This is a genomic window from Acidobacteriota bacterium, assembly GCA_016713675.1.
Lineage (GTDB): Bacteria > Acidobacteriota > Blastocatellia > Pyrinomonadales > Pyrinomonadaceae > OLB17.
The window spans coordinates 210,921-234,217 of sequence record JADJOS010000005.1; the positions used below are offsets into that span (position 1 = coordinate 210,921).

Below are 23,297 nucleotides of genomic sequence, written 5' to 3' on the forward strand. Positions count from 1 at the left end.
AAAGGCCGCGAACGTAATATTCGCGGCCTGTTACCTGTCCCCTATCACCCATCAAGGATTGACAGTCACATAAACAGGATCGCTGGGTTGGCCGTAGTCTTCGTTGGCTTTGCGGAGTTGGACATAGACTTGGATCTGTTCGGCGTCGCCTGCGGTGGTTGGGGTGATTGTTATGTCGGCTGATTTGCCTTGATAAGAGCCGTGTTTGGTCCAGTTTCCGCCTTTTCTGAGGACATAAACGTCCCACATGACGGCATCGCCGCGGCCTGAGACCACAAGAGAGAAGTGATAGTTGTGTTCCGCCTCAAATGGCTTGATGGTTGGTTTGACTTCGCTCGGCGAGATCGGCTGGGCGGCCACAGGTTCGATGCCCCAGGCCTGTCCGACTTCCGGTGTATATAATAAAGAAGCGCGAACGATGTCGCGATATTCGATTATCCGCTGAAAAATGCCGGTTGGCACAACAGTTGGCAGCGTCCCGAGGGCCGGAACATCGGGAATTGCGAATATCGGCGAACCAACAGGCAGCGTCATAATGCCGTTGCGAAACGCAGTCCACGCTTTTTCATACGCATCGAGCAGCGGAAATGACGAACCCAGAAACTGCATCATGTCTCCGTCGTCCGCGATCTGGTCAAGATTCTCCTGCGACAGCCCGTACAGCAGCCCTTCGAACTGAGCCTTCGCATCAAAATTCGCGTACCATGACACTCTCTCAAGCAGCGAGAGCGGAAACCATGCGGGATTTGGAAGTATCTTCTGCGGCATACAATTTCTCCTGTATTTAAGTTATTTTAGAACTTGCCGCATTGACCGAATCGAGGTCAGCCATGTTAGGATTCACGCGATCCGGTCGCGGCAATTTGCTTGATTTAGGATTTCAGGAGATGAGAGGGTTCGGAGGGAAGGGAACGCGTTGCTCGGTGCATTAATAAAGGGTTTTCTCTCCCTTTCGGCTTATAACGGCCGAACAGTGATCAACTCCACGAGTTGACCCACACGTTCGCATCCTCCAGCAAAGCTCCACACTCGCCAGAATTCCGTTATAAGCAGAACGTATTGTACATATTTTCAAAAAAGAAATGCAAGAACTTTTTAAACAAGCCCAGCTAAGCCGCTAAGTTGCGGAACTAGGCGAAAAAGTGACGCAACTAAGCCGCTAAGTCGCGGAACTAAGAGACAAAGTTGTACTACTTCAGAGTTAAAGTTGCCCAACTAAGAGAAAAAGTAGTGCTGCTTGAGCGTTAAAGTAGTACAACTAAGAGACAAAGTTGTACTACTTGAGCGTTAAAGTAGTACAACTAAGAGACAAAGTTGTACTACTTCAGAGTTAAAGTAGCCCAACTTAGAGCCAAAGTTGTACTACTTTAGAGTTGAAGTTGTACAACTAAGAAACAAAGTTGCCCAACTTAGACCCAAATCCGCCCAACTTTCCCCAACAACCGCCCACCCAAACCACCAACCCAAACAAAAAAAGCCCGCAAACACAGGCCTTCAGCAGTTTCCCGGCCGCGTTAGCGGCGAGATGATTGTAGCCGTGGTGTTTTAACCCACGGAAAAGTCGGAAATATTGTTCCTCGTCGCGTCAGCGACGGTTGAATAAGGGCAACGATCCATTCAGTCGTCGCTGACGCGACGGGAATCTCATCCCAATCTACCGTGGGTTAAGACCCACGGCTACAATCACACTGTCGCTACGCGACAAAAGACCGGAACAATGAAAAGGCTGCCCGGGCAGAAGGACCACCAACCCAAAGAGGCTCGGCCTCGGTTTGTCGGAATATCAGAGCCGCAGCCTCGGGAGTTTGGCAAGACTAGCCACCACCTTCTTTTTGCAGAAGCCATTTCGAATTCTTCTCGCGTGAATTACCTTAAGCAATTCCTTCTTGTCGAACTTTCGTGCTCGCTCAATAATTGTGTTTATGTCTCGTCTTATTTCTTCTAGTTTTCCCAAGTATTCCTTGTGATCTTCGGTTAGATAGCCCAAAACGAAGTCTGATTTCTCAAATGATATCCAATGTGCCAATCAATTACTCGAATATTTTCGTACTGTGCCTTAGCCATTTGCATCATCTCATTGATATCTCGACCTTCTGGATTCTTTGACCAGTCCATAATGCGTTCGAACTGAACTTGCTCGAGTCTATCGACATGTTCGATCAAGTTGTAGATCATTTCAAACGATTGCCTTTGAAAAACATTTAAGTCAGAGCATATATCCTTGTAGAAGTTGGAAAAGATTGGTGTCGAAAGGCGAACATTTGACGACATGTCAATGAGTCCGTGGGTTAACTGTTGAAGTGACCGAGCGCCAGCAAGATGACGCATGTAGATTTGTGTCTTGATCGACTCCAATTCGTGAATCAAATCTTTGTGCAGTTTGATTCTTCGTCGCCAGTCGAGAAAACGTGGTGTCAGGACAGCCGCAACAATTCCGAAAATAGCGGAAACGAACGCAATTAGAACCTTGTCCGCAAGTGATTCCATTGATTAATACTAGACAACTATCTAAAAACACTCAGTCCTAATAACCGTGTTCTTCAACAGGTTCAAGTTTCTGTTCTCGAAGCAATGGCCTGTAAGATCTTTATCGTAAAGCGTCTGACGGCTGGTGCGAATATAAGGTCTGCAAGAGCTTTAGGCGTGGTAGCGTCGATTCGAAAGAATATTCATTTGCCCACGCTTCATTGATTCGCGGGTAAGGGTGGAAGAACTTGGTACCCTTTTGATTGATCGGTTCGTCGTTAAGCAAATCAGCATCCAACATAAGATGAGTTTGAACGGGAGGCTTGCGGTCAAATGGAAGAGCAGTCATGACCGTTCGTAAGGATCACCATTCACCCTTCGTTTCGCATACGACTGTACTTGTCGTAGATGTTTCTCGCCAAGAATCGTGTTCGCTCTCTTCACACTCAATAAAGGCGAACATTTTCTGGTCGAGGCGGATTCCAAAGTCCGCGAACTCGCCTTTAACACGATATTCAGTTGTAAGCTCTGCATATTTGTCGTAGCCGAGTCCTTCGCAAAGAAAGTCGGTGACAATCAAGCGCGTATCGCCTTCGTTCGCATCTCCGCAAAGGTCAGCAAGAGGCTTTGCGTACTTCTTGATAACCACACGCATCCGGTCGCGTGTATCGGTTTCCCACTTCGGCACGGCGCGTTCTTTCTTAAGAGAGGTTTCGCTCATATTTTTTTGTGTCTGGATAACTTCACGGAAAATGTAGCACTATACAAATAAATTGGCAACGGCTGTACGTCTTCCGACGGGAAGAACACACTCCCTACCGGTCGTGTTTCTGCCTTGTTGTAGTACAATTATTGTTCGCGTTTTATAGATATGGCGGTGTTGGATATTGTTCATTATGGGGATCCGGTTTTGTTGACGGTTGGGAGGCCGTTAGTGGACGGGGACTTTGGTCCGTCGATGGAGAAACTGGCGGCGGATATGTTCGTGACGATGGAACAGGCGGGCGGTGTTGGTCTGGCGGCGCCGCAGGTTGGGTTGTCGCAGCGGATGTTTGTGATGGATATCCCCGAATCCGACACGCGCGAAGGCGTGAAGGTCGTGATGGTCAATCCGGAGATCATAACTGTCGAAGGCGAACAGACCGGTGACGAAGGTTGTTTGTCGTTCCCTGGGCTTTTTCAGGTAGTAAGACGCGAAATGCGCGTCATCGCGAGGGCTCAAGATGTCAACGGCGAGGAGTTTGAGATAGACGTCGAGGGACTCGCGGCAAGATGCATTCTGCACGAGACCGATCATTGCGACGGAATTGTCTTTCTTGACCGCATGACCCCCTTGAAACGCGAACTCGCAAAGCGTAAGATTAAGAGATTGCAAAAGACAGGCGATTGGTAATTTAACTGATGAAGATCGAAGATACCAAACTGACGGCCGAGGTCGGCTCGATCAGAGAACTTAACCTTTACCTTATTAAAGGTTGGGTACTGTTATTAACGTATGTTCGTCATTCGCGCGACGATCAGCAGCCGAGATTTGTCGTCGGATGGCAGCAGGATATCGAACCTGTCATTCCCGAACTGTTAGACGAATGGGAACAGCGCGAGATGATGCGGAGTTTGAACGTTTAGTTTGCCCAACTGAACAAGGCGTAAATCGCCATATTTTGAGAGTGCCGATCTATGAGGAGACGTATTATGCGTATTACTTTGGTCGGAAAATTGATAACTTTAGCGTTCCTTTTGTCAGGGACCGCAGTTGCACAGTCGGTGATATTCAACGCGCCTTCGACCGACACTCTCGAGAAAGGAGAGTTTTATGTTGAAGGCACATTTGCCGCAAGATTTAAGAAATACGAGAACGGCGGATATCAGAACTATGGCTACCGCGTAGTTTACGGCGTCGACCGCAGGACCGAGGTCGGAGCGAATTTTTATGTAACGCGCGACGGGACCGATCTGCCGCGTGAGCTGCAATTCAATTTCAAACGGAAGCTGTACGACAACGAAAAATACGGAGTTGCAGTATCTACAGGTGCATTGGTAAGCGTGCCGTTAACGAAATCTGCAGGCAGCCGGCCCACTGCGATCGTGTACGCGAATGTTAGTAAGACGATACCCAAGATTGGGACGCGTCTAACGGGCGGTATGTACCGTGCGATCGCCCGAGAACGCGATTTCGGCAAGATGTGGGGCGTCATGGCCGGATTTAGTGATCGGCGACTGGTTCTCAGGTGCAAATCGTTACGGTTATGCGTTCGTCGGTATGAATGTCGCCGTCACGAAACGGCAGTTTCTGTCGTTCGGTTACAATTTCGGCAATTCGGGCGTCGGTGAGAACTACTTTGCGATCACCTACGGTATAACGTTCTAGGGTCGTGCCGGACACGAAAGATCATAAATATATGCAAACACAGAGAAGTCTCGACGAATTCAAAAACGAACCATTTACTGATTATTCACAGCCGGAGAACGCGGCGGCGATGCAAGCCGCGATCGACAAGGTCCGCAACGAACTCGGCCGCGAATATCCGATCATCATCAACGGTGAAAAGATCGCGCTCGAACACAAATTCAACAGCACCGATCCTTCGAATAAGACAGAGGTAGTAGGTGTGTTCCCGGAGGAGACACCGATACTTCATTGGTTGAGAAGGCGATCGCTGCCGCGTCTGAGGCGTTCAGGACCTGGAAGAACGTGTCGTACGCAGAGCGTGCGGAGTATTTGTTCAAGATCGCCGACATCATGCGCGAGCGTAAACATGAGTTGTCGGCGTGGATGGTGTTCGAGGTTTCGAAAACGTGGGCCGAGGCTGACGGAGACACGGCAGAGGCGATAGATTTTTGCGACTTTTACGGGCGCGAGATGCTCCGTTGGGGAGCGGACCAGCCGATAACGCCGAATCCCGGGGAGGACAACAGGTTCGGATACATTCCGCTTGGGGTCGGAGCGATCATTCCGCCGTGGAATTTTCCACTCGCGATAATGGCGGGGATGACCATGGCGGCGGTTGTGGCCGGAAATACCGTCGTACTCAAGCCTTCGAGCGATTCACCCGTTATTGCGGCGAAGTTCATGGAGATACTCGAGGAAGTCGGGCTGCCTGCGGGCGTGGTCAACTTCATCAGCGGCTCGGCGAAGACCGGCGAAGCGATGGTGACGCATCCAAAGACGCGGTTTATCTCATTCACCGGTTCGAAAGGCGTCGGATTACATATTAACGAGGAAGCCGCCAAGACGCGTCCGGGGCAGATCTGGATAAAACGCGTTATCGCGGAGATGGGCGGAAAGGACGCGATCGTGGTGGCGGACGACGCTGACCTGGATGCGGCAGCGAGCGGGGCGGTTTCGGCGGCGTTTGGGTTTCAGGGGCAGAAATGCAGTGCGTGTTCGCGTCTGATCGTCGATGAAAAGGTCCACGATGAGTTGATGGCGAAGGTGGTCGAGCTGACGAATAAGCTCGTCAAGGGCCGACCGACCGAGGCAAATACGAACGTGGCCGCTGTTATCAACAAACGTTCCTATGACACGACGATGGGATACATTGCCAAGGGGATCGAGGAAGGCGGTGAGTTGCTGACGGGCGGCAAAGGCGATGATTCGATCGGTTTTTACATCGAGCCGACCGTTATCAGCAATGTTCAGCCCGGCGATACCATCGAGCAGGAAGAGATCTTCGCTCCCGTGCTCGCTGTGATCAAAGCAAAGGACTACGACCACGCGATCGAGATCGCAAACGACACGGAATTTGGCCTGACCGGTGCGGTCTACTCTGCTTCGCAGGAGCGTTTGGAGCAGGCGAGGCGTGATTTTCATGTCGGCAACCTCTACCTGAACCGCAAATGCACAGGCGCTCTTGTCGGCGTGCATCCGTTCGGCGGATTTAACATGAGCGGGACCGATTCGAAGGCGGGCGGACGCGAATATCTGTTACAATTCATGCAAGGAAAGTCGGTCGCACAGAAGATCTAGCGGCGGGCGGCGCTTTGCAACACAAATATAACCCTATGAAAGCTAATCGATTTGCGAGTTTAGTCGTATCGGCCCTTGTTTTGGCTTCGACGGTCACGCCGCTGCTTGGACAGAAGCGGAATACACCTGCCAAGCCCCCGAAACCGATCATTTTCGCCGTACTAAATGACGGACAGAGCCTCGAACCGATCGCGTACATTAACGGCAAGCGTCTCGAGAATCCCGTCGGAGGCGACAGCGACCAGGGAATTATCAACGCGTTCAGCAAGGTGTATTACAAGACCGGAGCGACGTATAGATTTGTCTTCGGCGGAGCCGGTGCGGGTAATGTGACGGTCAAAAAATCGTACGCAACGGCTGATTGCAGCAAGAATACGGCTGAGATCGCCGTCAAATCACCAAAAGTGATCCTCAAGGGATTTGTCATGGGCCTGGCGACGAATGCCGCGATCAAGAACAAGGCTGCGAGTGTTCGCCGCAGGCCGACGACGGCAGAGCGCAGCGAGATCGAGGCCCTTGTTAAGAAGGAATTCGCCAAAAAGAAGCTGACGCCGTCTGTGCTCAAGTCGCAAAACCTCACCGCCATCGATGTCAACAACGACGGAAAGGTCGAACTGGTCGGGAGTTACTGGGTCGACGTTGATAAATTCACGCGCGACCTGCTTTTCTTCATCGCGGACAAAGGCGCCAACGGAAAATACACCTTCGGCCACGTGGCTTACAGCCGCGTCGAGCAAAAGGACGTCATGAGCCAGGAGATCAAGGACGTCGACGACGGAATTTACCACGAAGTACTGTTAGATAGCTTTGATTTTGACGGCGACGGCGTCAACGAGATCTTTACGACGCAGCCGTCTTTCGAAGGTGCGGGCTTTACTGCCTATCAGCGGAAAGGAAATAAGTGGGTGAACATCTTTGAGAACGCAAATTACCACTGCGCTTACTAAATACGAGCTGCATATGAGTAATTCAAAGGCCGCCGAGAGCTTTCGGCGGCCTTTTTTGACTCTTTTGGGAGCCGCGACAGGTTGACAACAACCTCTGTCACGGCAACCGCAACCTCTGTTACGGCAGCAGAGTCCTCTGTCACGGCGTCAGCAACCTCTGATACGGCTGCAGTAACTTCTGTTGCGGCTGCAGCAACCTCCGTCACGCCTGCAGTAACCTCTGTTGCGGCTGCAGAGTCCTCTGTTACGGCTGCAGAGGTTCTTGCAGAGGCTTCGGCGACCTCTGTCACGGCGACGGCGGGTTTGTTATGATTAAAGAACAATGAAAGTAACTAAACGGCTACTAGCGATAACTTGTATCCTCTCGTTCGCGGCTTCGGCTTGGGCGCAGGTGCCTCAGGCTCCGTTTCCGGTGAAGCGGACGGAATCGGCCGAGACCTGGCAGAGCGGCGGTTGGGCTGCGGTGGACGCCGCGAAACGCACCAAGATCCGCAAAAAGGCCAAGAATGTGATCATATTTGTCGGCGACGGCATGGGAATATCCACGCTGACGGCGGCGCGAATCTTTGAGGGACAGCAGCGGGGCGAATCGGGCGAAGAAAATCGCCTTAGCTTTGAGATGTTCCCCTACACGGCCCTGTCGAAGACATATTCTGCCGATCAGCAGACCAGCGACAGTGCGCCGACAATGTCCGCGATCATCACCGGAGTCAAAACGGACGAAGGTGTAATCAGCGTAAATCAGAAAGTAGTTCGCTCGGACTGGAAAACAGTTGCCGGCAACGAGACGAAGTCATTATTTGCCTACGCGGAAGATGCCGGCCTTTCGACCGGAGTCGTATCGACCGCGCGATTGACCCATGCGACGCCGGCGGCATGTTACGCAAACACGCCGGACCGTGATTGGGAATCAGACGCAGACATTCTGAGGCTGAATAAGCCTGCGTACGAAGCGAAATTCCCCGATATTGCCAGCCAAATGCTCGAATTCAACTACGGCATCGGCCTCGAGGTCGCGATCGGCGGCGGACGGAGTAAATTCCTACCTAAAGATGCCGTTGATCCGGAATACGCGGCTCGGCGTGGAGAGAGACTCGACGGCCGCGACCTTACTGCGGAATGGCTGAAAATTCACGGCGGTTCGCAGTACGTCTGGAACAAGCAGCAGTTCGACGCCGTGGACGCCCGCAAGACGAAACATCTGCTCGGACTCTTCGAGCCGTCGCATATGCAGTATGAATACGACCGTGCAAAGGATCCGGCAGGCGAGCCCAGCTTGTCAGAGATGACCGCCAAGTCGATAGACATCCTTGCCAACAATAAAAAGGGCTATGTCCTCATGGTCGAGGCCGGCCGCATCGATCACGCCCACCACGACGGCAACGCGTACCGTGCGTTGACCGATACTGTGGAACTTTCAAACGCCGTCAGGACCGCCGTAAGCAAGGTCAACCTCGACGAAACTCTCATTGTCGTCACGGCAGACCACAGCCACACGATCTTTATTCAGGGATATCCCGCGAGAGGCAATAACATTCTCGGCCTGGCTCGCGAGGTAGGCCCGAACGGCACTATTGATCCCGATTACAAGCTCGACAGGGACAAGAAACCATACACGACGCTCGGTTATGCCAATGGCCCGGGTGCGAAAGCCGGCGACAGGCCCGTGCTGACTCAGGAAGAAGTGCTGAAGCCCGATTACAAACAGGAAGCGAGAATTCCTTTCGGCTCGGAAACTCACGGCGGAGAGGACGTAGCTATTTTCGCGATTGGCCCGAACGCTCAGCTCTTTCGCGGAAGCATGGAGCAGAATTGGATATTCTATGTCATGGCAGACGCACTTCGGCTCGGGCGGAAATAGAGATGAGAATTGTCTTCATGGGAACGCCGCGGGCGGCGGTCGCATCGCTGGCAAAGTTGATGGAGTCGCATCACGATGTCGTCGCCGCGTATACGCAGCCCGATAAGCCGGCGGGACGCGGCAACAAGCTGCACGCATCTTCCGTCAAGGAATACGCGATCGAGCGTGGTTTGGCGGTGTATCAACCTGCAAAGATACGGACCGACGAAGCACTCGCGGAGTTCAGATCTCACTCGGCGGACGTTGCCGTCGTCGTTGCGTACGGACGGATATTGCCTGAAACGTGGCTGAACGCCTTTCCGCACGGTGCGATCAACGTTCATTTCTCGCTGTTACCTAAATATCGCGGTGCAGCTCCGGTGAATTGGGCTATCGCCAACGGTGAACGAGAGACCGGCGTTACGACGATGATGATGGACGTTGGGCTCGACACGGGCAACATCCTTTTGCAGCGAGCAACTGAGATCGGCGAGGACGAGAACGCGATAGAATTGATGGAACGTTTGTCGGAAATGGGGGCTGAGCTGTTGATCGAGACGCTCGGCGGCTTGGATTCGATCGAGCCGAAGTTACAGGACCACACCGCCGCCTCGCTCGCACCTATAATGAAGAAGGACGACGGCCGAATCGACTTTTCTATGACCGCCGCGAATGTTAATAATAGAGTACGCGGCTTCCAACCGTTCCCGACCGCCTTTACGTACCTGGGCGGCAAGCGTCTGACGATCTGGCGGAGCTCGGTCGTTATTCCGGATGAGTTGCCACGGGCTGCGGAAGAGGGAACTATCGTTGCTGCCAAGGGAGATGATCTCGTGATCGCCTGCGGCGAGGCAACATTTATCTCAGTGTATGAGCTGCAGATCGAAGGCAAACGCCGCATGACGACACGCGACTTTAATAACGGAGTAAAACCGGCCGTCGGAACATTGTTAGGGACCTAAAAGTGACTGAAACGAAAGAGATATATCAGATAATTAACTTCTACGAGTTCAAGGACGTTCCGTCCGTAGCTGCTCTCGACGAGCTGAAACTTGAGCTCAAGGCGTTGATGCTCGAAACGGGCGTCCGCGGAACGATAATACTCGCGAACGAAGGCTTCAACGCCTGCATTTGCGGTACGCAGGACGAGATCGGCGCTTTTATGCCTCAATTCGAAGCTGCGCTGGATACGAAGGTAGTGCCGAAGGTCTCGTTCCATGATAACCGCCCTTTGCGAAAGATCGACGTCAAGATCAAACCCGAGATCGTCACCCTCAAAAAAGCCGTCGACATCTCGCTCGGAGCCGGCACGCACGTCAAACCGGCCGATTGGAACGCGATAATTGCAGACCCGGACACGATCCTGCTCGACACGCGTAACGATTACGAATACAAGAACGGCACTTTCCGCGGAGCGATCAACCCGCAGACCGTAAAATTCTCGGATCTGCCCGATTTCGTCGCCGAAAACCTCGATCCGGATAAACACAAACGCGTCGCGATGTTCTGCACAGGCGGCATTCGCTGCGAAAAGTTTGCCCCGTACATGAAAAGCCTCGGATTCGAAGAGATCTATCAACTCGAAGGCGGCATCCTCCGCTACATCGAGGAGATACCGGCCGACGAGACCCAATGGGAAGGCGAATGTTTTGTCTTCGACGAGCGCCGAACGCTCGACAGCTCATTAAAGCAGGGAACCGGCCCGGATTATTCCCAACGCGGCTTGAACAAAAAGGCTCGCAAATGAAAATATCTCCGTCGAGGCTAGCCGCGTTTGAAATTCTACTTAAGATCGAAACGGAACGGGCATTTTCGTCCGTCTTATTGCCTCAATACGAAGCAAAACTTGATGAACGCGATCGCGGATTGGTTCATGAGATCGTTCTCGGAACGCTTAGGCGTCAGATGTATCTCGACCGCCTCGTTGATCAGCTTTCGAAGGGAAAGAAACTGGATGACGCTGTCTCCATCGCACTGCGAATGGGGCTTTACCAGCTCAAGTTCCTCGACCGCATTCCTGACCATTCTGCGATAAATGAAAGCGTCGAACTCGTAAAACATGCCAAGAAGAGATCCGCAGCCGGATTTGTCAACGCGATACTCAGGAGTGCTGTACGCGAAGATGTAAAGGTCCGGTATCGAGACGAAACAGACCGTATTTCGGTCGAAACATCTCATCCGCGTTGGCTGGTAGAACGCTGGACCGCCCAATTTGGGCTCGAAAAAGCCGCCGCGATCGCCGCATCAAACAACGAGATACCGAGAGTAGCATTCCGAAGAACGAAAAAGACCAGCGAAGACGTTTTGCAGGTACTGACAGACTTCGAACGGTCCGAAACAGTGCGAGGCTGCTATTTTGCGGATCGGATAACACCGTGGCTGCGTGAGCTCGAAGCCGCCGGCGAGTTATATTTTCAGGACGAAGCCTCGCAAATGGTCGCTCAAGCCGTACATTTGGCTGCCGGTGACCGGTTTCTCGACATTTGTGCCTCGCCCGGAAGCAAAACGACCGCGATCGCAGCTTCATCGGATCCATCGGCAATCATCATTGCCGGGGATGTGAGCGGAACGAGGACGGAATTTCTAATGCAAAATTGCCGACGGCAAGGTTGTGAGACGGTGCAAGTGATTCAATTTGACGCGGAACACGCGCTCCCGTTCGGCTCAGGGCAATTTGATGTGGTCCTGGTCGACGCACCATGTTCGGGAACCGGCACCATCCGCCACAATCCGGAGATCAGGTACAACCTTGATGCGGACGGCTTTGAGAGATATTCGGGGAAACAACTCGGACTGCTGCGAACTGCATCCAAAGTCGTGAAGAATGGCGGTTTGCTTGTTTATTCTACATGTTCGCTTGAAGTGGAAGAGAACGAAAGCGTCTGCCGTACATTTTTAGGATATGACGCTCGGTTCAAGCAGATCGAGCCGAATGTCCCGCTCGGTCTGTGCGAAAGTGAAGGTTACGCCCGGACATTTCCGCATCAGGACGGTATGGACGGGTTCTTTATTGCGGCATTTCGTAAAATGTCCGAAGCTTAGCATTTGGACTCCGCCTGCGTTACAGATCGTGCTAAAAATGATAAACTTTCGTTTTGATTTTTTCGGAGAATTATTAGGATGAGCTTTCTGAAGACCGGTTTCTCAGCGATAGGTAAACTCATTGCCCTTGCCGTACTCGCGGCAGTGTTTCTGTTCGGCATGGCGACAGTTGTTTACATGTCTCTTCAGGGCGCCGAGATCAAGGTCCCCGAGATCACCGGAAAGTCATTTTCTGAAAGCGAAACTGAACTTGCGTCACTCGGCCTTAAGATAAAGAAACGGGCAGATCGGGTAAGCGCCGAGCCGCCAAATACGATCATCGAGCAGTTGCCGCGGCCCGGCGAGACCGTGAAGACCGGCCAGCGTATTCTCGTCGTTACGAGCAAAGCCCCGGCGAGCGGTGAGGAATTGCCAAAAACGATTCCGACAACGGACGAAGATGACTCGGACAAGATCGAGGAGATGATCACCGATAAGCCGAAGAAGACAAAGACAAATACAAATACAAATCGCAAAAAGGCAGACACAGCTCGTGATGTGAATACCGAAACGTCCAATTCAAACTCAAATTCGGCGGATTCAAATTCGAACAAGAAAGACCCCGGCTCGAATAACAATTCGACAGACAAGACCAATAAGAATTCGACGGCTCCAGGAAATAAACAGACCGGCCCCGCGGGAACCACGAGACCGGCCGGCGGTGATACTAAACCGAGAACAACTACGCGTCCTAACCGTTAGAGCAACGAAACCGGTGGAAACTGCAACAAAACAAAGAGAACCGTTGGCAATGTTCGAGATAGCTCCGTCGCTTTTGTCGGCAGACTTTATGCGGCTTGGTGAAGAGGTCAGGTCGGTCGAGGCAGGTGGTGCAACGGTTTTGCACGTCGATGTAATGGATGGCAGGTTCGTGCCGAACATTACGATCGGATTGCCGGTGGTCAGGTCACTTAGAGCGGCTACGAGCATGACGATCGATACGCATCTGATGATCGAAGAACCGGGCCGTTATGCGGCCGAATTTGCGAAAGCGGGCGCCGACATGGTTTCGGTCCACGTTGAGGCTGATGTTCATCTACACCGCACGCTCGCGTCAATACGGGACGCCGGTGCCAAATGCGGGATCGCTATCAATCCTGCAACACCGCTGAGTGCACTTGAAGAAGCGTTGCCCTACGCGGATTTTATATTGGTAATGTCTGTGAATCCGGGCTTTGGAGGACAGAAGTTCATTTCGCCCGTACTCAACAAAGTTCGCAGGCTGAAGCAAATGATCAATGATCGCGGACTGGATACCAGGATCGAGATCGACGGCGGAGTGGATCGCACGAATATTGCTGAAGTCATTGCTGCAGGTGCGGAGATCATTGTTGCCGGTTCGGCCGTTTACGGTAGCGGAGATCCCGCCGCTGCGGTCAGAGAATTGATAGAGAATGGAACATCGTGGGTTTAATTCAATGGTGCTCTTGTCGTTTGTTATTTATGGTTGATATGAGAAGTAAAAATACTATCCTTTTGGTTCTGATCGCATTGTTCAGTGTTTCGTTTGGATTTGCCCAAACAAAGCAGGCCGATGGCACGGCAATGCAGCGTCTTGGAGTAATGCAGGACAAACTCGATACGATGAAACGTTCTCTCTCGAGTGCTGCGTCAGTTCTAAAGCAAGAGTCTAAAGGTGACAATAGCAAAAAAGGAGATAAAGAGAATCTCGATTCGCCGCTTGGAAGATTGCTCAGTCTCGAAAAGGAAACCAATCGTCTTCGCGGAGACGTTTCGAGCATGCGAGGTAAGGTCGATCGAGGCGAAAAGTACGATAGAGGAGATGTCGACGCCTTGGAACAAGCTGTTGCCGATCTGCAGGTTCGGGTCGACAGGGTCCAGATCGAAACTGCCAGTGCTCGAGCCAATCCGGAATCAAACGAAGGAAAAGCCCGCGAGGTCAAGAAAAAGAAGAAGTTTCTAGGTATTTTCGGTGGAGGCGGCAACGATGAATATGACGAACTGATCGGAACGGTTACGCCGGGACGCGATCGGGAATTGTTCATCGTTGCGACCCGCGAAGTCCGCAAACGAAACTATGATGTCGGACGGCTGCTGTTTCAGACGATCATAACGACCTACCCGGATTCGCCTTATTTGCCGATGTCAAAACTGGCGGTAGCTGATTCTTTTTTTATTGAAGGCTCTACAGGCGGCCTAATACAGGCTATTGCTGCATACCAAGATTGGCTGACATTCTTCCCGACACATCCGTTAGCGGATCGGGTCGTTTTGAAGATCGCTGAGTCTGAAATGCGCCAGATCGGCCTGCCAGATCGTGATGCGACTCGGGCGAAGCGTGCGGAAACGCGGCTTAAGGCTTTGCTCCAGCAATATCCGAATTCCATCCTTCGGCCGGCAGCGGAAACGCGATTGAACGAGGTCCAGGACAATCTCGGCCTTCATAACCTGCTGATCGCAAATTATTACTATACGCTGTCCGTCGACCAGAAAAAGGGAGGCCTAAAAGGTTCGCAGTCACGCTATCGCGAGATCGTTGATAAATACCCGAACTTCAAGTTCATGGACGAGGTCCTCTTCAAAATGGCAGTGACCTATCAGATCGAGGAAGAGACCGATCAGGCAGCGAGATATTTTCAGCAGATCGTCAGTGATTATCCGAACAGCGAGTATGTTTCGAAAGCAAAGGAGCAACTCGAGCTTATTGGAGCCACGATCCCGGCGGCTAATCCTGAGAGAGCCGCAATAATGCATGCTGAAGACGTTTCGTTCTTTCAAAACTTCAAGAATCAGTTGTTCGGCATTTACCCAATGACGATCGACAAAGATGGGGTTCTAATGACCCGTAATTTTGACAAAGAGTCATTTGAACTGATCGACCAGATCATCGAAAATCAAGGCGACATAATGGTCAATCAAATACCTCAGGCACTTACGACAGTGATCTCGCAAAGGCCGACGGTACAGCCGAAAAGTGTTCCGCAACAGATACCACAAAAGCAATAAATGATCAGAATTGGACCAGTATTTTTTGTTCTTATTCTCGGGGTCTTTTCCGCAGACGGCCAGATCGTTCCCACGGGCTCACCGTTGCCGGCGAAGAGCACGGCAGTGACTGTCACTCGTGAGCGTCGGGAACAGGCATTGGCGTCATTGCTCGAAGGCCAAAGGTATGCGTGGGCAAGTCAAAGGACTCGGTCACAGGCTGCTATTTCGAATAACACCCGGCTATCGCGAGCAGCCTATCAGCGGGCCGTTGAACTCGATCCGTCGCTTGCCGAAGCTTATACGGCATTGGCGGAATTAGCTATTATCACTCCGCCGAACGACATCGATTCTGCAATAGAACTCGCAAGTAGAGCCGTTGCGATCGATCGGAACAACTTTGGTGCTCAGCGGATAATCGCCCGTCTGAGTACTTTCAAAAGCCGAATTAATTTTGGGGTCCTGGATAAGAAATCTGCTGATATTGCGATCGCGGCGTGGAAAGAAGTGACAAGGATCGATCCGCGGTTCGCCGAAGGATGGGCTTTTCAGGCAGCGTTCTACGATCAGCTTAAAATGCCGAAAGAACGCATCGAGGCGCTTAGAAAGTGGCTTGCATCTGCCCAACCGCTTGAGATTGGATTTTACCGTCAGGTAATGGGGGCGGCCGAAAGCCTGGCTCCGGAGGCTGCTTCGATCAAACTCGGTTCCGCACTCGTCGATGCGGGGCAAATGGCCGAAGCGGTCGAGGTCCTGAGCCGCGTCGTTGCGGACGAACCTGACAGTCCTCTTGCGATCTTGCTGCTCAAGCAAGCTGTTGAGTCCAGCGAAACGTCAGTTTCCTCCACCGCTATCCAATCGCTGCAGCAGGCTGTTTATACCAATCCTGAAAACGTCACACTTTACGAACTAATAGCTCAAATGCAGGCAAGCAGCGGGCGTATCGACGATGCCGCAGCGGGACTTAAACGATCGGCATTAGCTCTCTGGCTGACAAATAGAGCCGGTTCTGCATCTCTCCAGGTAGCGTTAGGTGATATCTACACAAAGGCTGATCGAGTTGCCGAAGCCGTCGAAGCGTTTGAAAAGGCTCTCGAGACGCGGGAGATCGGTAGGTCGGCTATGATTTCGTCAGAGGACCGTGAATTCGCTATCCTCGTTTTTGGCAAACTTATCCAAGCTTACAAAACCGCAAAACGAACCGCCGACGTAAATGCTACGATCAGCCGTGCCCGGAAGCTCCTCGGACAGCAAGATCTATTTTCGAGCTAGAACATATCACTCGTACTCTCAAACCCAATTGTGGGCAAAACGAGCAGTGTGGTGTTCGTTGCACGTATCAATTGTGGTACCTACCACAATTTGATCAACAAGCCGCGTAAAGACGGAGTTTGGTACCTTCTTTATGGCGATCGGTGATACCTGATTTGAAGATTGGCGGCACTTATTTGGGCGTTTGCCGCGGTCAAAAAGCCGCTTGGTGAGGTGTGTCGGAAGTTGAGCCATGACCTGATCGTGGATATTAAACCCTTGCCAACTTTAGGGCTTGCACTTTAAGCGTTTACGCGGCTCTTGCGGACCATAGAGAAAAAGGCTGTCCGGTTGGACAGCCTTGACTATCAATTTCAGCTGATTACTATTGCGGCGATGGTGAGGGTGACGGTTGGGGATCCGTCGGTTCGGTTCGTTTCTTTAGTTTGGGCGGGCCGTCGTTTGATGTGCTGGTGCCGTCACCTGTATCGAGAGACGGGTCAGTCGCTGCATCAGGCTGGCGCTTTTTGAGCGTGGGTTTAGCGTCGCCGGCTTCATCATAGTCGCTGCTGATCGATGCTTTGGCGTTGGTCAGCCGCAGCAAATGAGCTTTGACACGTTGAAATTCAGAGGTCGTAATTACGTATTCTTCTTTTTCGGGAAAGCGTGAAACGATACGAACGCTTTCATCCTGCCGCTGGGCGGACGGAGGATGAGTCGAAAACAGCTTCTGGATCGCTCCGGGCTTTTTCTTATTCTGCGATGCGAGCTTTTCGAACATTGTCGACATCCCCATCGGATCGTATCCCGAAGCGTAGAGATATTGGACGCCTAGGTTGTCAGCTTCGGTTTCGGCTCCACGCGAAAACTTGAGTGAGGCGAGGCCGGCGAGGATCCCGCCGCCGTTCTGCAGAATGCCGCTCACTATCGGTCCCCCGAAAATTATCCCGGCGATTGCGGCGTAATTGATAAAGGTGCCTTTACCCTGATTTTCCATGGCGTGCCGGGCACAGACATGGGCGATCTCGTGGGCCATAACGCCGGCGAGTTCAGCCTCATTGTCAGCCGCAAGGATAAGGCCGCGATTGACGTAGAAAAATCCGCCGGGTAATGCGAATGCATTGACCTCGTCGCTGTCAATGACCTTAATGGTAAACGGCAGCTTGGCGTCTGAGTGAAGAACGATGTTCTGGCCGACACGGTTGACATATTCGGTAACGAGCGGGTCTTCGACGAGTTTAGATTGCTGCTCGACCTGCAAGGCTAGCTGACGGCCGATGGCGATCTCCTTCTCCTGCGAGCCGCCGAGCCAACCAAAGAACTTATCCGAGCCTCCATTGATCTTACGCTTGCCGATCTGATTAGGGTCATCCTTCGCCGAAAGTGCGGCAGGGCCGGACGGCGTCGGAGTGGCTTTGGCTTCCTTCTTCTGCTTTTTGTCCTTTTTGTCCGCTTTTGTGTCCTTTGCGGCGACCGGAACTTCCTGCCCAAACGTATTTGCAGGCATTATTGCAACTGAACCAAACCAAAGACTCGCAAAGATCGAGTATGCACCCAATTTTCGTCCAAAACCCATAGTCATAAACAGCCTCCCAAACAACTTGCCTTATTCACAAAATTGTAGCGTTATACCTTTCTGAAAATCAACGGTTATATGATGCCGAAAATGCACAAAGAGTTGCGGTTCCGACCGATTGATAGAAAAAAAGATCGAATTTTTAGAAATTGCAAAAAAAGCTATTTTAATAAGTGATCAAACTTGTTAAAATAGCGGTTGGCGAGGCCTCACCTAATGCTCTCGTAATGTGTCAAAGCTCCGCTGGTTCCGCTTCGAAAAATGAAACGCATAGAAGAAAAGGTCAAAGATATAGTCGAAGTCCGCTCGCACGGCAGCATCGTTAATTTCGGTGTCGATCCTGCGCAAACGGTTTCGGGCTATCATTTTACCGACGTGACATCCGACCTGATGAGCAAATGGCTCAATCGGGCGTCGCGGATCAAGGACGGTAATGGTGCTGCAAACGCTTTGGCAGGATTTCGCGGCGTAGGCAAGAGTCATTTTCTGGCGGCATTTGGGGCGTTACTCGGGCATCCGGAATTGCGGTCTAGGATTTCGGATCCATTGGTGTCGTCAACAACACATGCTCTCGCCCGCCGGCAGTTTCCAGTTGCATTCATTCGCCGCGGTACGAGCGATACATTGATCGCCGAACTGAAGGACGCCATATCTCCGATCGTTGGAATCGAGCCCATCAAACTGTCAGATTCGCTCACCGAACTGTTGATGCAGGGCACGAGTGGTACCGGCGACCTGCCATTGATACTGCTCATTGATACTGCTTTCGAGCGAAACGAACGTGTTTCACGTGATGACGGAATGGTGCTTGGGGAGATCGCCGAGATCGCAAAGCGTCTAGGTGTGTTCGTTGGTATTGCTCTCGACGACGACATCGCCGGTGCCGATGGTGTGAACTCCGGAATTTCGAAGAGTTTTGCGATCGATTACCTGGACCAGGAACATCTTTACAAGATCGTCGATTCACATATTTTTCCTAAACACTCGAGAATGCGTTCAGTGCTGCATGATATTTACGACTATTATCGTGAGGTCGTGCCGGGATTTCGCTGGAGCGAACAGCGGTTTTCGTCGCTTTATCCGCTGCATCCGGCGATCATGGAGATCGCCCCGTTCGTTAGGCTTTATCTACACGAATTTGCTTTGCTCGGATTCGCGTCCGAAGCAGGGGCCCGTATCATGGGTCGTCCGGCGAATTCTCTGATCGCTCCTGACGAGGTTTTTGACAGTGTTGAAAAGGGGTTGCGGCAGATCGACGCGCTAAGAGACGCCTTCGTCACTTTTGACAAATTGAACGATGCTGTAGTCGCGAAAACGCCGGTGATGAAACGGCTTCAGGCAAAACTCATACTGAAAGGCTTGTTCCTTTTTTCGCTCAACGATGACGGTGCTACTGCCGAAGAGATCGGCGCTTCGATGCTGATCTTTGATGAACATAGCCCACAGTCTGCCGTTCACGAAGTCCAGGCCATGCTCACGGCATTCGCTGATTCGGCGGCGTCACATGTTCAGGTGACGACCGACAATTCCGGCGAGACGCGATTTGCCTTGAGATTGTTTGACAAGGACGATCTTAAGATCGCAATGGAAGAGGCAATCGGAGGTGTTTCTGAACAAGACATCGCCGACGCTCTGAAAAAAGTGATGTGCGACCGCTTTGCTGATTGCAGTTTCTCTGCGGTTGGCAATGAAACATCGGTAGACGTGACTGAAAGTGCCGTTATTTGGCGGGGCGGCAGCAGAAAGGGGCGTATCTATTGGGATCTAAATGCCGAGATGGATGCAAATGTTTCGCGGCTGCCTGAGGGATATGATTGGCAAGCAAGGATCTGTCCCGGAAAGGAAACACTAGTTGCTTCAACGGGTGATGACACCAGCATTGTTTGGAAACCGGCCGAATTACGCGATGACGAAAAAGATACTCTAAAGCGGCTTTCGGTTCTTCAATCTGATGCAACAATACGTTCTGAATTCAAAGACCATATCGCTGCGGCAGTTCAGACGCACAGCGTTGCGGCGGAAAAGATCTTTCAACGAATTTTTCTAGTCGATGGTGTTCTTGCGATCGACGGGTTCGAATACAACTTCACAAATGAGGCGCGTGAGGCTCAAAGTCTGTCGCAGGTAGCGACTTCGATGCTCGAGGCGGTTTTCGAAGGCCGGTTTCCGTCACATCCGTATTTTTCACAGGTAATTCGGATGAAAGAGGTGTCGTCGCTCGTATCCGATTTTTTCAGCGGAGCTCGGCCCACGTTGGACGAGGTCCAATGGCAAGCCGCAACTTATGCGCAGCCGCTTGGGTTGGCTGAAAAGCTGGGCGAGATCTATTCTCCGGTGAGTATTGACCAGTTGGGGGAGTTACGGCTTGTTCATAATATACTTTCTACGCTCAGTGACAACGCCGAATCGATTCCGCTCGAGTCGGTCTTTGTAAAATTGGGCGAGGCTCCATACGGCCTCGTTCGTGAGGCTGTGTACCTGGTCCTGGCAGCGATGGCGGGAGCCCGGATGATCGAGTTTGTAACGGCATCCGGAGATCGGATCAACCGTCGCTCGATGGACCTCAAGATCATTTGGGATGATGTGGTCGCTGTCGCGCGGCCAAGCGTTGCTACCTATCCGAATGCACGTCTGATCTGGTGGGCATCAAAGATCGCCGGACATAAAAAGATCCGGTCGTTCGAGCAGAGCGAGGATCGGTTGGCAATACTCGCCGATCTCCAGGAGTGGGTAGCCGGTTGGGACAAGAAGAACATCTCGAAACGTTTCGACGAGATCAGTGACGACCGTTTTAACGCCAAGATCTGGCGGCTTGCAACAATATCGCTGCGGTCATTCAGCGTCGTTGCTGATTCGATCAATTCCGTATTGGTCAACGGAAAGTCGCTAGAAAGCTGTTTAGAACAGATCGCTGATGTGTTCTCGGATTCGGAAACTGAATTTGACCGGCGAAAGGACGATCTGATGACCGTGGATGAATTTCTCGCGGGTGCTGCGGCTCGGAGTGAGGCTTCGGCATATCTATCACTCTGCGAATATACGGGCGATGCTGCTGTCGACCAACTAAGACTCAAGCTTCAGCAGGCGATCGAGGCAAATTTCTTTGACAGTAAAACAACCACTAGTGAAAACCTGACGGTGCTCTGGAATCGATTCCGGCGTTCGTATGCTGAACTTTTTACAGAGCGGCACGACTCATCAATGTCAGATCGTAACGAACGCGAGAAATTGTCGGAGATCATGGCTACGGATATTTGGCAGGAATTCAATAGCGTCAGCACCTTGCCCGGTTTTGATCTCAAATTTACATTGAACGCAAAAAGGATCGTCGGCGAATTGCAGCGAAAGGAGTGTGAATATAACGTAGGCGAGATGCTCGATCATCATCCGTTTTGCGGATGCTCATTTTCTTTGTTCGAACCCGAGATGACGAAATCTCTCTCAGATAAGCTCTGGTCTGAAATAAACGCCGGAGTCAGGGATTTTAGAACAGTTTTGAGGTCCCGAAAGGAACTGATCTTCGAAACGATCTCAGGCGGCATCGATATGAATGATGCCGAACTTGTCGAAGGTGCCAAACATTTGAGCTCGGTGCTGCGATCGGACGAACCGATACCTCGATTGACAAACGGAGACCTGAAACTGATCAAGCTTGCGTTTGGCGAGAAGTTCACTGAAAGAATCACCGGCGTGGATCCAACTAACCGCATAAAGACCGATAGCCGTTCACCCGAATGGGATGCAACAGTCGATGAGATCGAATCTCTGCTGGAAAGCGTCGCGTAACGATTGATTTGAAACGGCTCCAATTTCCAACAGCAATCAAATTGTTCTATATTCGTGTCGTATGCCAAGCGTAACAATCATAGGCGTAGGACGAGTCGGCGGTGCACTCGAGATCGCGTTTCGAGATTCCGAATATAAGGTCGTATCGTTGATCCGCCGAGGTGAGCCAATCGAAGGAGTTTCGTCCGAAATTGTCATCGTTGCGACGCCCGATAGCGAGATCTTCAAAGTCGCCGCGGAATTGGCGCGAAACATATGTAACAAGCCGATCGTGCTGCACACTAGCGGTGCCTTGTCGTCAAGCGAATTGTCGGTGCTGGCGGACGCGGGCTGTTCGATTGGGTCCATTCATCCGCTGGTATCTATAAGTTCGGCTGAACTCGGTGCGAAACGTTTTTCCGGAGCTTTTTTCTGTGTAGAAGGCGATCGAGAGGCGGTCATTTCAGCGAAGGCTGTCGTTCAATTCCTCGGCGGTGATCCGTTTGAGATCAAGGCGGCAAACAAGGCCCTTTACCACGCATCTGCGGTTACCGCCTGCGGCCACGTCACGGCGCTGATAGACATGTCGCATTCGATGATGGAACGTTCGGGCGTAACCCCAGAATTATCTTCAAAGATACTTGCTCCACTGATAAGAAGCACGATCGATAATATTGATGTTCTGGGAACCGATGCTGCAATCACAGGAACGTTTGCACGAGCTGATGCCGATGGTCTAAGCCGGCAGCTGGCGGCATTTGAGGGAGTGCTGTCCGACGAAGAACTGGAGATCTATTTGGACCTCGCACGTCGTTCTCTTGAAATCGCCAGCCGGAGCGGAGTCGACGCGGATAAGATCTCGAATGTGGAGAAATTAATACTAATGGCGAAAAGCAAACTGCGGTGATAAAATAGTACTTCGTCAGTGACATTATGCCGAAGCGGAAGGAAAAATTTGCTCAGGAAAAGGCGATATTTCTCGATCATATTCAGCGGATGGGTCTCCGGCGGACGGCTCAGCGTGACCTGATCATGGAGATATTTCTCCAGACCGAGGAGCATTTGACCATCGAAGATCTTCATTGGCTCGTTCGGAAAAAGGATCCGTCGGTCGGGCACACCACGATCTACCGCACCTTGAAGGTATTGACAGAGGCCGGTTTGGCCCGAGAAGTTCGATTCGGCGATAACAAAACCTATTACGAACATCATTACAACCATGATCATCATGACCATATGATCTGTACGGAATGCGGCAAGGTCATAGAATTCTTCTCTGCCGAGATAGAATCGATGCAAGATAAAGCGGCCGAAAGCTTTGGGTTCAAGCCTACGCATCACAGTCTGCGAATGTGGGGAATCTGCTCGGATTGCCAGAAGATGCGAAATGATCTGCCGACCGCACCTTCCGGAGCGCAGCCGCGTGTTAAGGTTAGATCAGGAGTAGGAAATTAGTTG

The 23,297-nt window shown here is 51.7% G+C and carries 20 protein-coding genes and 1 pseudogene; 16 read left to right on the top strand and 5 right to left on the bottom strand.

The features are described from left to right. Positions 1-51: 51 nt before the first annotated feature. The 3 genes from IPK01_17775 to IPK01_17785 form a co-directional block, all read right to left on the bottom strand. On the bottom strand, positions 52-768 hold the full coding sequence (locus tag IPK01_17775; GenBank protein ID MBK7935283.1) for a hypothetical protein: 717 nt from the start codon (positions 766-768) through the stop codon (positions 52-54). 1,206 nt (positions 769-1,974) lie between these two features. Further along, positions 1,975-2,487, bottom strand: a complete 513-nt coding sequence (locus tag IPK01_17780) for a hypothetical protein (protein MBK7935284.1) — start codon at positions 2,485-2,487, stop codon at positions 1,975-1,977. Positions 2,488-2,830: 343 nt separating this feature from the next. Further along, positions 2,831-3,187 (bottom strand): hypothetical protein, encoded by a 357-nt coding sequence (locus IPK01_17785; GenBank protein MBK7935285.1) that lies wholly within the window; start codon positions 3,185-3,187, stop codon positions 2,831-2,833. Positions 3,188-3,337: 150 nt separating this feature from the next. Here IPK01_17785 and def point away from each other — a divergent pair, with 150 nt between their 5' ends. From def to IPK01_17810, 5 genes and pseudogenes are all read left to right on the top strand, one after another. Then, entirely contained in the window at positions 3,338-3,859 is a 522-nt protein-coding gene (def, locus tag IPK01_17790) for a peptide deformylase (GenBank protein ID MBK7935286.1), read from the top strand. An 8-nt stretch (positions 3,860-3,867) separates the two neighbouring features. Next, positions 3,868-4,092: a hypothetical protein gene (locus IPK01_17795; GenBank protein ID MBK7935287.1), complete on the top strand. Its 225-nt coding sequence runs from the start codon at positions 3,868-3,870 to the stop codon at positions 4,090-4,092. Positions 4,093-4,158: 66 nt separating this feature from the next. Further along, positions 4,159-4,797 carry a hypothetical protein gene (locus IPK01_17800; protein ID MBK7935288.1) on the top strand — a complete coding sequence of 213 codons (639 nt, stop codon included), beginning with the start codon at positions 4,159-4,161 and terminating at the stop codon, positions 4,795-4,797. A 68-nt stretch (positions 4,798-4,865) separates the two neighbouring features. Beyond that, positions 4,866-6,433, top strand: a pseudogene (gene pruA, locus IPK01_17805) (L-glutamate gamma-semialdehyde dehydrogenase). Between the two features lie 35 nt (positions 6,434-6,468). After that, entirely contained in the window at positions 6,469-7,380 is a 912-nt protein-coding gene (locus tag IPK01_17810) for a hypothetical protein (protein ID MBK7935289.1), read from the top strand. Here the strand turns inward: IPK01_17810 and IPK01_17815 are convergent. Further along, a complete protein-coding gene (locus tag IPK01_17815) occupies positions 7,377-7,703 on the bottom strand; it encodes a hypothetical protein (protein MBK7935290.1) in 327 nt (108 codons plus the stop codon). The two genes, IPK01_17810 and IPK01_17815, sit on opposite strands and share 4 nt — an antisense overlap. On the opposite strand from IPK01_17815, the gene IPK01_17820 reads away from it, so the two are divergent. The 8 genes from IPK01_17820 to IPK01_17855 all read left to right on the top strand — a co-directional run bounded on the left by IPK01_17820 (position 7,703) and on the right by IPK01_17855 (position 16,519). Beyond that, entirely contained in the window at positions 7,703-9,241 is a 1,539-nt protein-coding gene (locus tag IPK01_17820; protein MBK7935291.1) for an alkaline phosphatase, read from the top strand. The two genes, IPK01_17815 and IPK01_17820, sit on opposite strands and share 1 nt — an antisense overlap. A gap of 2 nt (positions 9,242-9,243) precedes the next feature. After that, a complete protein-coding gene (locus tag IPK01_17825; protein ID MBK7935292.1) occupies positions 9,244-10,182 on the top strand; it encodes a methionyl-tRNA formyltransferase in 939 nt (312 codons plus the stop codon). A 2-nt stretch (positions 10,183-10,184) separates the two neighbouring features. After that, on the top strand, positions 10,185-10,967 hold the full coding sequence (locus IPK01_17830; protein MBK7935293.1) for a hypothetical protein: 783 nt from the start codon (positions 10,185-10,187) through the stop codon (positions 10,965-10,967). Next, positions 10,964-12,262, top strand: a complete 1,299-nt coding sequence (gene rsmB / locus IPK01_17835; protein MBK7935294.1) for a 16S rRNA (cytosine(967)-C(5))-methyltransferase RsmB — start codon at positions 10,964-10,966, stop codon at positions 12,260-12,262. Before IPK01_17830 ends, rsmB begins: the two co-directional genes overlap by 4 nt. 78 nt (positions 12,263-12,340) lie before the next feature. After that, complete coding sequence (locus IPK01_17840; protein MBK7935295.1) at positions 12,341-13,003, top strand: PASTA domain-containing protein; 663 nt, start codon at positions 12,341-12,343, stop codon at positions 13,001-13,003. A gap of 49 nt (positions 13,004-13,052) precedes the next feature. Beyond that, complete coding sequence (locus IPK01_17845) at positions 13,053-13,715, top strand: ribulose-phosphate 3-epimerase (GenBank protein ID MBK7935296.1); 663 nt, start codon at positions 13,053-13,055, stop codon at positions 13,713-13,715. 38 nt (positions 13,716-13,753) lie between these two features. Beyond that, positions 13,754-15,268, top strand: coding sequence for an outer membrane protein assembly factor BamD (bamD, locus tag IPK01_17850; protein ID MBK7935297.1), 1,515 nt, complete (start codon positions 13,754-13,756; stop codon positions 15,266-15,268). After that, a complete protein-coding gene (locus IPK01_17855) occupies positions 15,269-16,519 on the top strand; it encodes a tetratricopeptide repeat protein (GenBank protein ID MBK7935298.1) in 1,251 nt (416 codons plus the stop codon). A gap of 364 nt (positions 16,520-16,883) precedes the next feature. Here IPK01_17855 and IPK01_17860 read toward each other — a convergent pair whose 3' ends face one another. Next, a complete protein-coding gene (locus tag IPK01_17860; protein ID MBK7935299.1) occupies positions 16,884-18,074 on the bottom strand; it encodes a M48 family metalloprotease in 1,191 nt (396 codons plus the stop codon). Between the two features lie 261 nt (positions 18,075-18,335). Here IPK01_17860 and IPK01_17865 point away from each other — a divergent pair, with 261 nt between their 5' ends. From IPK01_17865 to IPK01_17875, 3 genes are all read left to right on the top strand, one after another. After that, the gene (locus tag IPK01_17865) at positions 18,336-21,860 is read left to right on the top strand and encodes a hypothetical protein (GenBank protein ID MBK7935300.1); all 3,525 of its coding nucleotides are present in this window, start codon (positions 18,336-18,338) and stop codon (positions 21,858-21,860) included. A gap of 61 nt (positions 21,861-21,921) precedes the next feature. Beyond that, on the top strand, positions 21,922-22,746 hold the full coding sequence (locus IPK01_17870; GenBank protein MBK7935301.1) for a DUF2520 domain-containing protein: 825 nt from the start codon (positions 21,922-21,924) through the stop codon (positions 22,744-22,746). Between the two features lie 26 nt (positions 22,747-22,772). Continuing rightward, on the top strand, positions 22,773-23,294 hold the full coding sequence (locus IPK01_17875) for a transcriptional repressor (protein ID MBK7935302.1): 522 nt from the start codon (positions 22,773-22,775) through the stop codon (positions 23,292-23,294). Positions 23,295-23,297 lie beyond the last annotated feature (3 nt).